Genomic DNA, 12,490 nt, shown 5'->3' with positions numbered 1-12,490 from the left:
TTTCAAGGAACAAGTTCGTTACTTATTTCTTACCTCGTTCATCGCTGCCGTTCAGCGGCGACTTGAATAATATATCACGTCCGATAAGTGAATGCAACTCTTTTATTAAAAAAAGATCGGATCTTTTTGAATCCTGCCTAAGCAGCAAAATAAAAGGACCGGAGTCGCGGCGCTGTTCGCCGTTCTCCGGTCTTCCCTTGCCTCCATCACATGGCATAGATGGAGCAGATATAGAGATCTCTCTGCTTAGCCAGATTAATAATCTCCCCGTTCACCGACACCATCGGCCGAGTCGGGTGGCTGCGGTCGGTGAATACGATCTCCCCTACCCGGTTATCGTTTAATTGTACGAGCATTCCGTTATGGAACTGCGTCGTGCGGTCGATGAACGTCTGCACATAGAACGGATCCAGCTTGCCGAATGCCTCAGACTGCAGCCGCTCTAGCACCAGATAGGGCGATTCCGCCTTGCGATGGCTGCGAGCAGACGTCATCGCATGATACATGTCCGCGATCGCGACGATCTTGGCATACGGATGGATCTTGTCACCGGCGACCTTCATCGGGTACCCGCTTCCGTCAATGCGTTCGTGATGCTGCAGAGCAGCCAGTGAGACACCCTGGTTAAGCGACGGCACTCCTTCGAGCAATCGGAAGCCATAGACGGTGTGCTGCCTCATCTCGTTCAACTCGGCCGGGGTAAGGCCAGAGGGCTTGCGGAACATAGTTGAGTCTACTCTGGTGTTGCCAATATCGTGAAGCAGAGCAGCCAAAGCGACAGCCGTCCAGTCTTTCTCCGGGAACTTGCACCAACGGGCCAATTGATAGGAGGTGAGGGCCATTAGCACGCTTTTGCGAATCCAACGGTCATTCTTCTCTCGATCTAACGGCGGAATGAACATCAGGATACTGTAGTCGTTAATAAGCTCTAGCAGTTCCCTTAGCCCGTTGCGAATCTCTAGAATCATCAGCTTCTGTCCAGGGCCGATCGATGCGAATGCCTTAGTCAGAAGCATCTCCATCTCCACGAACTTCTGCTGCAACGATGTCAGGGCAACTTCCGAAGCCGCGGCCGAAGCCGCTGTCTCTTGATTTGTTGCCGCGGATGCGGATGCCTCAACACCGCTTCGGCGAATGTCGACGCTCGGTACAAGAAACGCCTGAAGGATCTCCAAATCGCGTGCCGTCAACGACTTGCCTTCTTGCAGCAGAACGCTCCCTAACGTCGTATGAACATCGACCGCCAGACAGTCGCCGGGTCGAACTTGCGAGACAGGCAATACCGGCATGGCGTTATTCCTCCCCGTCTACCCTGCGAGATCGATTTTCTAATCTTCGAATTGCTCTTCGCCCGCATCTTCCTCTTCATCTTCGCTGCTAGGCGCTCGCGTTACAGTAGCCACAAAGTCTTCGTCCTTGATGTTGATCAGCTTGACGCCCTGCGTGATCCGTCCCATCGTATTGATGCCGGACATGCTCGTCCGAATCAGTGTGCCCGAAGAGGTCATGATCATCAGGTCCTCGTCGTCTCGTACTACCTTCAAGCTGACGATTGAACCGTTCTTATCCGTAACGTTTAGCGTCTTGATGCCTTTCCCGCCGCGCGTCTGCGTGCGGTACTCCGACATCGGCGTACGCTTGCCGTAGCCTTTGGCCGTCACGATCAGCACGTCGCGGTCAGGATCGACGATGTCCATATCGATAACTTTGTCGTTGTCGTCCAGTTGGATGCCCTTAACGCCAGTCGCGGAACGCCCCATTGGGCGAACATCCTGCTCGGAGAAGCGAATCGACATGCCTTCGCTCGTCCCCATGACGATCTCCCGCTCGCCGTCCGTCAGCTTCACGCCGATCAGGTCGTCGTCTTCGCGCAGCGAGATGGCAATCAAGCCGACTTTACGAATATTCGAGTAGTCATCCAGCGGTGTCTTCTTGACGACGCCGTTGCGAGTCGCAAAGAACAGATATTGATTCGGCTCGAATGCTTCGACCGGAATGACTGCATGGATTGTCTCGCCCTGTTCAATCTGGATCAGGTTGATGACCGGCGTTCCCCGCGCGGTGCGGCCCAATTCCGGAACCTCGTAAGCTTTGAGTCGGAATACGCGTCCTTTGTTCGTGAAGAACAGCAGGTAGTGGTGTGTGTTGGAGATGAACAGATGTTCGATAAAATCGTCATCCTTCGTGTCCATACCCACGACGCCGCGTCCGCCGCGCTTCTGGCTCCGATAAGTGGAGACCGGCAGGCGCTTAACGTAACCGGTATGCGTCATCGTAATGATCACGTCTTCGCGCGGAATGAGGTCCTCGTCGAGAATCTCGTTGTCGCCGATTGTAATCTCCGTGCGGCGGTCGTCGCCGAAGCGCTCTTTGATCTCTTCCAGCTCTTCATTGATGATGTTCAGCACCAACTGCTCATCAGCCAGAATCGCTTTGTACTCGGCGATCTTCTGGATCAGCTCGTTGTATTCATCTTCAAGCTTCTCGCGTTCCAGGCCGGTCAACCGGCGAAGACGCATGTCCAGAATCGCTTGCGCCTGGTCGAACGACAGGCCGAAGCGTTCGATCAAGCCGTTGCGTGCTTCCTCGTCGGATTGCGACGAGCGGATGAGCGCGATGACTTCATCCAGATGATCCAGCGCGATGCGCAGGCCCTGCAGAATATGCGCGCGGGCTTCCGCCTTCTTCAAGTCATACTCGGTTCTGCGGCGAATGACTTCCTTCTGGTGCTCCAGATAGTAGTAGAGCACTTCCTTCAAGTTCAGAACCTTCGGTTCCTTGTTAACGATCGCCAGCATGTTAATGCCGAACGTCGATTGCATCGCCGTATGCTTATAAAGATTGTTAAGCACGACGCTCGGATTCACGTCACGGCGCAGCTCGATGACGATACGCATACCGTTGCGGTCCGATTCGTCGCGCAGATCGGTGATACCGTCGATCTTCTTCTCACGAACGAGTTCGGCGATCTTCTCAACCAGGCGCGCCTTAATTACCTGATACGGCAGCTCGTGCACGATAATCCGTGCCTTGCTGCCAGTCTCCTCGATCTCCGCGCGGGCGCGCATCGTAATGGAGCCCCGGCCGGTGCTGTACGCCTGCCGAATGCCCTCGCGTCCGAGAATGTAGCCGGCCGTCGGGAAGTCCGGGCCTTTGATATATTCCATCAGATCGAGCGGCGTCAGATCAGGATCGCGAATGAGCGCCTGAGCGCCTTCAATAACCTCCCGCAGGTTATGCGGAGGAATATTGGTCGCCATCCCGACGGCGATGCCGGTCGTTCCGTTAACGAGCAAATTCGGGAACCGTGCCGGCAGCACTTCGGGCTCCAGCTCTTCACCGTCGTAGTTCGGCTTGAAGTCGACGGTCTCCTTGTTGATGTCGCGAAGCAGCTCCATGGCGATCTTGGACAGCCGCGCTTCCGTGTACCGCATCGCGGCAGCGAAGTCGCCGTCGATCGAGCCGAAGTTGCCTTGGCCTTCAACCAGCATATTGCGCATAGAGAAGTCCTGCGCCATCCGCACCATCGCTTCGTAGATCGAAGAGTCTCCATGGGGATGATATTTACCCATAACTTCCCCGACGATCCGCGCCGACTTCTTGAACGGCTTGTCCGGCGCCATGCCGAGTTCGGACATGCCATACAGAATGCGGCGGTGCACTGGCTTCATGCCGTCTCTTACGTCCGGCAAAGCGCGGCTGACGATCGTGCTCATTGCATAACTCATAAACGATTCCCGCATCTCGAGACTGATTTCCTTATCCCGGATGGAGATGCGTTGCTCTTCCGACATGAAGATCCTCCTTCATCGTTGCAAAGCGTATATCCGACAATATCGATTGCCGCTTATCTGCTGTCCTGCCTTCGTACACCGCAAGACGGCTGCCGTCATACCCTAATTAGGATGAATAATTCCATTATAGCATAATGTTGACGGGAAGGGATGATGGCCAAGTGACGATCCAACGCGTTCGCAGCAAGTCGGCGAAGACCAAGGCGCTGCTCGCGAATCCCGAGATGGCGCTCCACGTGCCGCAGACCCGGCCAATGAACCGTCAATCGGTTCGGGAGATGCTCCAACAGTACGGCATGATCTACGTGAAGCCGGTGAACGGCACGTTCGGCCGCGGCGTCATCCGCCTGGAGTGGCGCGCGAATCGAGCGCATCCCTATTGGTTCCAATCATCTCTGCGTCAATATCGCTTCCGTACCTTCGAGGCGATGTACGCCAAACTGCTTACTGTCAAGCGGACACAAAGCTACTTGGCCCAGCAAGGCATCGAGCTGCTTAGGCACGAGGACCGCCGATTCGACTTCCGCGTTATGGTGCAGCGAAGCCCGCAAGGAATCTGGGAGACGACCGGTATCATCGGACGCCTCGCCCATCCACGCAAGATCGTCACGAACTACCACAGCGGCGGCACACCGATGCCTGCGGAGACGCTGCTGTTGCCGTATCTGGGCGACGAACCAGCCCTCCAAGCATACCGCGGCGAGCTCGAAGCGCTCGGCGTTGAAGTCGCCCGAACGTTGGAACAGCGATTCCCGCGACTCCAGGAGATCGGGATCGATGTGGCGGTCGACAGTGAACTGAACCCTTGGATTCTGGAGGTAAACACTTTGCCCGATCCCTATTTGTTCCGCAAGCTGAACGACCCCGCCATCTTCCGGCGGATCTACGAGTATGCCGTTGCGTATGGCAGATTCCCGCGCAAGCGTCGCAAACTCGCGCCCAAATAGCAACCACCCGCCGTTCCCGCAACCCCTGTCGGAAGACACGAATCCCCTTTGGGTATCGTCTTCCTCAATTGGCGTTGCCGCGGCGGGTGGCTCGAATGCCCCTGCTATAATGCGGACTCTATCAGGCGATTAGACGTCCAGATCTCTAACGGAATTGGCATATTGCTGAATGAACTCGCGGCGGGGCTCAACATTGTCACCCATCAGCGTATCGAACATCAGATCGGCTCTCATCCCATCTTCGATCCGTACTTGCAGCATCGTTCGAGTCGAAGGATCCATCGTCGTCTCCCACAGCTGCTCCGCGTTCATCTCGCCCAGACCTTTGTAACGCGCAACGTTGATCTTGGCTCCCTCGCCAAATTCAGCTATGATAGCGTCTCGCTCTTGTTCTGTCTGTGCATAGCGGATCGATTTGCCGCGTTCGACTTTGTATAGCGGCGGCTGGGCGATATAGACGTAGCCTGCTTCGATCAACTGGCGCATATAGCGATAGAAGAAGGTCAACAGCAGCGTCCGAATATGGGCACCGTCAACGTCGGCATCCGTCATAATGACGATCTTGTGGTAACGAGCCTTCTCCAGATCGAAGTCGTCGCCGATGCCCGTGCCGAGCGCCGTGATGATCGCTCGAATCTCTGCGTTGGACAGAATGCGGTCCAGGCGGGCCTTCTCCACGTTCAGAATCTTGCCCCGCAGCGGCAGAATCGCTTGGAAATGCCGATCCCGGCCGGACTTGGCCGAACCGCCTGCGGAGTCGCCTTCGACGATGAACAATTCGCTAATGGATGCGTCCTTGGAGGAGCAGTCCGCCAGCTTGCCCGGCAGCGAGCTCACTTCAAGCGCGCTCTTGCGCCGCGTCAGCTCGCGCGCCTTGCGGGCTGCTTCCCGTGCGCGGGATGCCGACAGCGACTTCTCTACAACCTTGCGGGCAACAGACGGATTCTCGTTCATGAATTCCATGAACTTCTCGGACAGCAGCGATTCGACGATGCCGCGCACTTCGCTGTTGCCCAGCTTCGTCTTCGTCTGGCCTTCGAACTGCGGATCCGGAATCTTGACCGAGATGATCGCGGTCAAGCCTTCCCGAACGTCGTCGCCCGTCAGGTTCGACTCGCTCTCCTTCACGAGACCGGCCTTGCGCGCATAGTCGTTGATGATCCTTGTCAATGCGCTCTTGAAGCCGGATTCATGGGTTCCGCCTTCGTGCGTATGAATATTATTAGCGAATGAGTAGATATTCTCCGTATAACCGTCGTTATACTGCATCGCGATCTCGCACTGGATGTAATCCTTGGTGCCTTCTACGTAGATCGGCTGCTCGTGCATCGCTTCCCGCGTCCGATTCAAGTACTGGACGAACTCGATGATGCCGCCGTCGTATTTGAACGTCTCGCCAACGCCCGTTCTCTCGTCGGTAATCGAGATCTTAATGCCTTTGTTCAGAAAAGCCAGCTCGCGAATACGATCAACCAGCGTGTCGTATTCGTAGACGGTCGTCTCCGTGAAGATCTCCGAATCCGGCTTAAACGTCGTCTCCGTGCCTGTCTCATCCGTATCGCCAATAATCCGGATGTCATACAGCGGCGCGCCTCGGCGATACTCTTGCTCATAGATATGCCCGTCGCGCTTAACATGTACGAGCACACTCTCGGACAAGGCGTTCACAACAGAGATGCCGACGCCGTGAAGGCCGCCGGATACTTTGTACCCTTCGCCTCCGAACTTGCCGCCGGCGTGCAGGACCGTCATGACGACTTCCAGCGTCGACTTTTTTAGCTTCGGATGCTCGCCGACGGGAATGCCGCGGCCATTATCAATGACGGTTATGCTATTATCCTGATGAATAATCACTTGAATCGTATCGCAATAACCTGCCAAAGCTTCGTCAATACTATTGTCCACGACTTCCCATACAAGATGGTGAAGCCCCTTGCCGCTCGTCGAGCCGATGTACATGCCTGGACGCTTGCGAACCGCTTCCAAGCCTTCCAACACCTGTATCTGACTCTCGTCGTACGTTTGCTGTTGCGAATCCACGGACAAACCCTCCACCGCCTTCTTTGCGTTGACGCGTTGCTAAATCATGGGGTCGGCTTGGCGATTGGAGCCCATGAGCCGCACCCTTCCGCTATAGATCGATCAGATGATGTGCCCTTTTCTTTAACGTCGAAGAGGAAATGGGCGAGTAATAGATGCGTTCATCCGTAACAACGATCGATTTGGAATCTTCTTCGCCAATCGTCTCCACCTCGCGGTTCTTGCGGGCTTCCGCCACGAATTGCCGCGAGAGCTTGGAAGATTGCTCGATGGATATATCAAAGATGGCCACAACCTGCGAGGTTCGAATGATCTTCTCTCCTCCGAGATGAATATACATGGCGTGCCTCCCGTGCCGTCTCCTACGGCAGCACTGTTCCCTGCCGGACGTGATAGACCGCGGCATCCTTCAAACGGCTCATATTGACGCTCTCCAGACCAGTCGTCGTGATGAACGTCTGCACCCGGCTCTGGAACGTCTCGATGAGCTGCGTCTGCCGCATTTGGTCTAACTCCGACAATACGTCATCGAGCAGCAGCAGCGGATACTCTCCGATCTCTTCCCGCATCAGCTCGAGCTCCGCTAGCTTCAGTGACAGAGCGGTCGTGCGCTGCTGCCCCTGAGAGCCGAACGATTGAACGTCTTTGCCGTTGATGAAGAAAGACAAATCATCCCGATGAGGACCTGTTAACGTCGTTCCTCGACGGAATTCCTGCTCTCTTCCCTGTGTTAACTTTAACATAAATTGATCAAATAAAGAAGATTCATCTTGGGAATGGCTGCCAAGCCCGATATCGAACGAAGGCCGATACTCAACGGATAATTGTTCGGTTCCGTTGGTAATGCCTTCGTGGATTTTCTCAGCCCATTGCTGCAGCTTTAGAATAAAGTTTTGCCTTCTCTGCATCATTTTAACACCAGAGGCAGCCAACTGCTCATTCCAAATATCCAGCATCTCTTGCGATGCGCGGGCAGAATCGGTCGACTTCAAGTAGTTGTTGCGCTGATGCATGATGCGTTGATACTGCTGCGAATCGTACAAATAACCGGGGTGCACCTGACCGATCTCCATGTCCATGAACCGGCGGCGCACGCCCGGCGCTCCCTTAACGATATCCAAATCTTCCGGCGCGAACAGCACAACATTCACCGTGCCGACGAACCCGCTCAGCTTCCGTTGTTCAAGTCCGTTCACCTTCGCCCGTTTGCCTTGGCTGGTTATTTGCAGTTCGAGCGTCACCGGCCCCAGCTTGCGTTCGAGCTCCGCACGGATTCGGGCGGAAGGCTCGTTCCAGCCGATTAGTTCCTTGTCCTTCGAAGTCCGGTGCGACTTCGTGAGCGCCAGAACATGGATCGCTTCGAGCAGATTGGTCTTGCCTTGCGCATTCGGCCCGATCAAGATATTGACGCCGGCTCCGGTCTCCAGCGTCACCTGCTCGTAATTGCGGTAGCCCTGAAGCTCTAACCGTTTCAGCTGCATGTTCGGTTTCCTTTCCCGAATTTAACGGGCCTTCACGACGATTGTCCCGAAGCCGGTCACGTCGACGGTATCGCCAGGCACAAGCTTGCGGCCGCGGCGATTCTCCGGCTCTCCGTTCACCTTCACGCTGGCCTCTTGCAGGAAGGCCTTCACTTCGCCGCCGGAACCGACGACGTCGGCCAGCTTAAGCACTTGCCCCAGTGTGATGTACTCGGTCGAGATTGCCACTTCTCTCACTTCAATTCACCTCAGTTCGTCGTTCGATAAGGAAGAATGAGATGAAGGCTGTTCTCGTGATCCGGCTTAATAATAATCGGACTCATCGCGCCCGTGAAGCCGATGAACAGCTGCTCGCTGTCCACGACCTTCAGCACGTCAAGCATATATTTAGAGTTAAACGCGATGCGCAGCTGCTCGCCGCGGAGCTCTGCCACTTCGAGCTGCTCCTGCACCCGGCCCAATTCAGATGAGCTCGAAGAGATCTCAACGCTGCCGGATTCGGTGGTGGAGAGGCGAACGATGTTCGTCTTCTCTTCGCGGGAGAGCAGATAAGCGCGGTCGATCGCGTCGCTTAGCGCTTTAGTATTCAGAATCAGTTCTGTCCGGAAGCTTGTCGGAATAATCTTAGTAGTGTCCGGGAATGTGCCGTCCAGCATGCGGCTGAAGAACAGAACGTTGCCCAGCTTAAACAGTACCTGGTTGTCCGCTACGACGATGTCGACAAGTAGGTTCTGGTCCGGAATGATCTTTGACAGCTCGTTCAGCGTCTTGCCGGAGATGACGACATTCGAGAAGCGAAGCTGGTCGCCGGCGTCCGACTTGATCTGGCAAGTAGCCAGCCGGTGCCGGTCCGTCGCGACGAACTTGAAGACACCGTCCTGCAGGCTCCAGAGAACGCCAGTCAGAATCGGAGTCGATTCATTGGTGGAGACGGAGAATACCGTCTGGCGAATCATCGACTTCAGCAGATCGCCGGGAATCGAGAACATCCGATCTTCTTCCAAGTGAGGAAGAACTGGGAATTCCTCAGGATCCAAGCCTACAAGCTCAATATCGATCGATCCCGACGTGATCTGCGTCTGGAATCGCTCGCCAACCTCCAGATGAACTTCATCGTTAGGCAATTTACGAATAATCTCTACGAAAAACTTGGCAGGTAGCACTACGCTTCCGCCGCGATGGATCGTGACGATCCGCTTGTCGGCTGTCTCGAGGGGAATGAAGCTTTGGATCGAAATGTCGGTGTCGCTTGCCGTCATCGTTACGCCAAGCTCACTGGTTTCGATCTTGATTCCGCTCAAGATCGGGATTGTTGTCCGCGCCGACACCGCTTTGGCTACATGCTGAACGGCCTCGTTCAAATCGTTGCGGGATATCGTCAGTTTCATGGGCTCACCTCGTCGAATACACCTTATAGTATTAGCTTTAAATCTTAAAGAAGTAGTAGTAGGGACGGTGGATATGTGGATAAGTCCCAAAAAGCGAGAAAACGAAAGCCTATCCACATGTGCATGCTTTGTGCATAGGCTTTGCGTTTATCCTCCGTGGATAACGGCGGTTTGCGCTGTTTAAGTCAGATTTTTGATTTTCTCCGTCAAGTTCTGAATGATCTTGTAGAGCTCTTGGTCCTGCTTGAGCTGCTGCGTGATCTTCTCATGCGCGTGGATGACTGTCGTATGGTCGCGTCCGCCGAATGCTTCGCCAATCTTCGGCAGGGAATAGTCGGTTAGCTCCCGGGAGAGATACATGGCGATTTGGCGCGGATAAGCGACTGCTTTGGTCCGTTTGCGCGCTTTGAAGTCCTCCAGCTTAAGCCCATAGAACTCGCCGACCCGCTGCTGGATATCTTGGATGGTGATCAGCCTGTTGCGTCCAGTCGGCAGGATATCCTTGAGCGCTTCGGCCGCCAGATGCGTCGAGACATCTTGGTTCGTCAGCGAGGAATAGGCGACGATCCGGATCAAGGCGCCTTCCAGCTCGCGAATGTTCGAATCGATCATGTTGGCGATGTAGACCATCGCTTCGTTCGGTATATCGAGGTTCTCCGCCTTCGCTTTCTTCCGGAGAATCGCAATCCGCGTCTCCAGATCCGGCGGTTGAATATCGGTAATGAGGCCCCATTCGAACCGGGATCTCAGCCGTTCCTCCAGCGTTGGAATCTCCTTCGGCGTGCGGTCGCTGGAGATAATAATCTGCTTGTGTTCTTCGTGCAATGCGTTGAACGTATGGAAGAATTCTTCCTGCGTTCCGTCCTTGCCGGCTAGGAACTGAATATCGTCGATGAGCAGGACGTCGATATTGCGATACTTATTACGGAAGCTCTCGCCGCGATTATCGCGAATGGCGTTGATGAACTCGTTCGTAAATTTCTCGGAGGAAATATACAGAACCTTCGTATCGGGGTTGTGCTCGAGAATATAGTGTCCGATCGCGTGCATTAGGTGAGTCTTGCCAAGCCCGACGCCGCCGTACAAGAACAGCGGATTGTAGGCTTTGGCCGGCGCTTCGGCTACGGCTAGCGACGCCGCATGGGCGAACCGGTTGCCTGCGCCGATGACGAACGTGTCGAACGTATACTTCGGGTTGAGCATATGGGAGACGCTCTCCTCGGGAGCGGCCGGCTTGACGACCGGAACGGGCGCAGCCGGAGTCGGGAACTCCGCAGGACGAGCTTCTTCAATGGCGAATTTGACGTTCACCGATCGGCCTAAATAATCGGAAAGCGCAGTTGACACCAGCTTCGTATATCGGGTCTCCAGCCATTCGGCAGCAAACATTGTGGGAGCGGTTACAATGACCGAGTCTTCATCAAGAAAAGAAGCTTTGGTTGCTTTGAACCAGGTATCGTAACTAGGTTTGCTTAATTTGGTTTGGATGACCGACAATACCTGCTGCCAGATCTCGCTGCTGCGGCTGTCCATCTGAAAGTCACTCCTTTAAACCCATTCAGGCGGAACAGGGGCGGCGGAATTGTCGAAATGTGCAACGACGACAAGTTATCCACATAATTCCCTGAATTCTTTATGGGACTGTCCACTAAAAGAGGGCGTTGTTCACAAAGTTATACACAGCCTGTTAATAAAATGCATCCGTTTGGAGGATATCCACTGGAAAAGATCGTTCTAATCATAGCAGATGAACCCGCTGAATTCAACGGATTTAGCCCCGTTATCCACAAATTCAAGAACTTGTGGACTAGAATTGTGCACAACACTAGATATTGTTGATAAATTGTGCGACAATTCGACAAGGCTCCAGCATATCTGAATTTCCGTCAATATTTTATTCACATGTGAATAATGTCGGGAGAACGCGAAGGTGTTGTCCCCAGCTTTTCCTAGCCGGCGGATCGGATAGACTTCGTTGACTTTTGGGCAATGCTATGCTTAAATAAGAGGACCTGAGTTTTAAAGAGTTAGGGGGTTTGAACAGTGGGTCCTACATTTAAACCGAATGTAAGCAAGCGCAAGAAGGTTCATGGATTCCGCAGCCGCATGAGCTCGAAGAACGGACGTAGAGTTCTGAAGGCTCGCCGTCAAAAGGGACGTAAAGTGCTGTCCGCTTAAAGATAAAGAGACCACGATGGTGGTCTTTTTTCTTTATTAAGGGGCAACAATGAGAATGATGATGGTGGATGCAAGGATGGTGCCGGATGCAGAGGAAGCTGCGCCTTCGCAATAGAGAGGATTTCAGCCGGATCTACCGGCATGGGCGTTCGTTCGCCAATTCGCAGTTCGTCGTCTACTGGCGGAAGTACCCGCAGACCGAGCAATTCCGCCTAGGCATATCAGCCAGCAGCAAGCTCGGCGGCGCGGTCGTGCGCAATCGGCTGCGCCGAATGCTGAAGGAGATCGTTCGGCACAATGCGCACAAGCTGAACGAGGGGATCGATCTGATCCTCATTGTGCGCAAACCGGCGCTAACGCTTCCTTATATAGAGATGGAGCGGAGCGTGCTTCATGTGCTGCGCAAAGCCGGCCTGCTGAAGGGCTCGAATCCGTCCGATCGGTCCCCTGGCAAGAGGGGCCCCGGGGGCGGTCGTCCGAAGTCGGCGGGGGCATTGCCGCGCGCATTTATTTGCTTATAATATTATGGTATAGTTGACTTGGACAAGCAGCCAATGAGTTAAACGGGTTTGCAAACGTAAACAAAACGCTTTTTTACGGCTAGAGAGGAGTTTGGGTGTGACGCTGTTGCGCAATCGCAAGTTATGGTTGTTACTGGGTCT

Annotated in this window: 10 protein-coding genes and 1 pseudogene; 3 read left to right on the top strand and 8 right to left on the bottom strand. The window is 54.4% G+C overall.

The annotated features are described in order from the left end of the window. Positions 1-206 precede the first annotated feature (206 nt). Together H4Q31_RS13175 and gyrA are read right to left on the bottom strand one after the other, a co-directional pair. Positions 207-1,289, bottom strand: coding sequence for an HD-GYP domain-containing protein (locus H4Q31_RS13175; protein ID WP_185179524.1), 1,083 nt, complete (start codon positions 1,287-1,289; stop codon positions 207-209). A gap of 39 nt (positions 1,290-1,328) precedes the next feature. Next, positions 1,329-3,794, bottom strand: a complete 2,466-nt coding sequence (gyrA, locus tag H4Q31_RS13170; protein WP_185179523.1) for a DNA gyrase subunit A — start codon at positions 3,792-3,794, stop codon at positions 1,329-1,331. A gap of 161 nt (positions 3,795-3,955) precedes the next feature. Here gyrA and H4Q31_RS13165 point away from each other — a divergent pair, with 161 nt between their 5' ends. Further along, complete coding sequence (locus tag H4Q31_RS13165; RefSeq protein WP_185179522.1) at positions 3,956-4,741, top strand: YheC/YheD family protein; 786 nt, start codon at positions 3,956-3,958, stop codon at positions 4,739-4,741. Positions 4,742-4,870: 129 nt separating this feature from the next. Here H4Q31_RS13165 and gyrB read toward each other — a convergent pair whose 3' ends face one another. The 6 genes from gyrB to dnaA form a co-directional block, all read right to left on the bottom strand. Then, positions 4,871-6,781 (bottom strand): DNA topoisomerase (ATP-hydrolyzing) subunit B, encoded by a 1,911-nt coding sequence (gyrB, locus tag H4Q31_RS13160; protein ID WP_209703642.1) that lies wholly within the window; start codon positions 6,779-6,781, stop codon positions 4,871-4,873. 91 nt (positions 6,782-6,872) lie between these two features. Further along, complete coding sequence (gene remB / locus H4Q31_RS13155) at positions 6,873-7,121, bottom strand: extracellular matrix regulator RemB (RefSeq protein WP_185179520.1); 249 nt, start codon at positions 7,119-7,121, stop codon at positions 6,873-6,875. A 22-nt stretch (positions 7,122-7,143) separates the two neighbouring features. Continuing rightward, positions 7,144-8,262, bottom strand: coding sequence for a DNA replication/repair protein RecF (gene recF / locus H4Q31_RS13150; RefSeq protein ID WP_185179519.1), 1,119 nt, complete (start codon positions 8,260-8,262; stop codon positions 7,144-7,146). A gap of 21 nt (positions 8,263-8,283) precedes the next feature. Next, the gene (gene yaaA / locus H4Q31_RS13145) at positions 8,284-8,499 is read right to left on the bottom strand and encodes a S4 domain-containing protein YaaA (RefSeq protein ID WP_185179518.1); all 216 of its coding nucleotides are present in this window, start codon (positions 8,497-8,499) and stop codon (positions 8,284-8,286) included. A gap of 11 nt (positions 8,500-8,510) precedes the next feature. Next, positions 8,511-9,650 carry a DNA polymerase III subunit beta gene (gene dnaN / locus H4Q31_RS13140; protein WP_185179517.1) on the bottom strand — a complete coding sequence of 380 codons (1,140 nt, stop codon included), beginning with the start codon at positions 9,648-9,650 and terminating at the stop codon, positions 8,511-8,513. A gap of 180 nt (positions 9,651-9,830) precedes the next feature. Next, positions 9,831-11,183 carry a chromosomal replication initiator protein DnaA gene (gene dnaA, locus H4Q31_RS13135; protein ID WP_185179516.1) on the bottom strand — a complete coding sequence of 451 codons (1,353 nt, stop codon included), beginning with the start codon at positions 11,181-11,183 and terminating at the stop codon, positions 9,831-9,833. 510 nt (positions 11,184-11,693) lie between these two features. Here dnaA and rpmH point away from each other — a divergent pair. Both rpmH and rnpA read left to right on the top strand, forming a co-directional pair. Next, a complete protein-coding gene (rpmH, locus tag H4Q31_RS13130) occupies positions 11,694-11,828 on the top strand; it encodes a 50S ribosomal protein L34 (protein WP_185179515.1) in 135 nt (44 codons plus the stop codon). A gap of 86 nt (positions 11,829-11,914) precedes the next feature. After that, a pseudogene (gene rnpA / locus H4Q31_RS13125) lies at positions 11,915-12,256 on the top strand (ribonuclease P protein component); the annotation flags it as partial. Between the last annotated feature and the right edge of the window lie 234 nt (positions 12,257-12,490).

The organism is Cohnella lubricantis, assembly GCF_014212015.1.
Taxonomy (GTDB): domain Bacteria; phylum Bacillota; class Bacilli; order Paenibacillales; family Paenibacillaceae; genus Cohnella; species Cohnella lubricantis.
This window is presented reverse-complemented; position numbering and strand designations above follow the sequence as displayed.